The sequence below is a fragment of the Pseudarthrobacter phenanthrenivorans genome (assembly GCF_036455295.1).
Lineage (GTDB): Bacteria > Actinomycetota > Actinomycetes > Actinomycetales > Micrococcaceae > Arthrobacter > Arthrobacter phenanthrenivorans_C.
Map to the genome: position 1 here is coordinate 1 of NZ_JAYXNX010000049.1, position 594 is coordinate 594.

Consider the following 594-nt stretch of genomic DNA (forward strand, 5'->3'; position numbering starts at 1 on the left):
AAAGTCGCCCGCTCCGTCCAATCCATGCAGCTGCGCTACGCCACCGTCACCGGAGTCGCCCGCGACGACCTCGAAGACGAAGGCGTCTGGCTCTACGCCGAAACCGTCCGCAAGATCCACGAACTGAACCCCTGCACCGGCGTCGAACTGCTCATCCCCGACTTCTCCGGCAACCCGGACCACATCGAAGCGATCTGCGACTCCAAACCCGAAGTCTTCGCCCACAACGTCGAAACCGTCCCCCGGATCTTCAAGCGGATCCGCCCCGCGTTCCGCTACGACCGCTCCCTGGACGTCATCACCCAGGGCCGCAACCACGGCATGGTCACCAAATCCAACCTCATCCTGGGCATGGGCGAAACCCGCGACGAAATTTCCGAAGCCCTCCGCGACCTCCACCACGCCGGCTGCGACCTGATCACCATCACCCAGTACCTCCGCCCCTCCGAACGGCACCTGCCCGTGGACCGCTGGGTCAAACCCCAGGAATTCGTCGACCTCCAGCACGAAGCCGAAGAAATCGGCTTCCTCGGCGTCATGTCCGGTCCCCTGGTTCGCTCCTCCTACCGCGCCGGCCGCCTCTGGGCCACCGCC

The 594-nt window shown here is 65.2% G+C and carries 1 protein-coding gene; it reads left to right on the forward strand.

The window, feature by feature from the left end; genetic code table 11:
• The coding region (locus VXJ37_RS21065; RefSeq protein WP_331324937.1) for a lipoyl synthase at positions 1-594 on the forward strand (594 nt) is incomplete at both ends.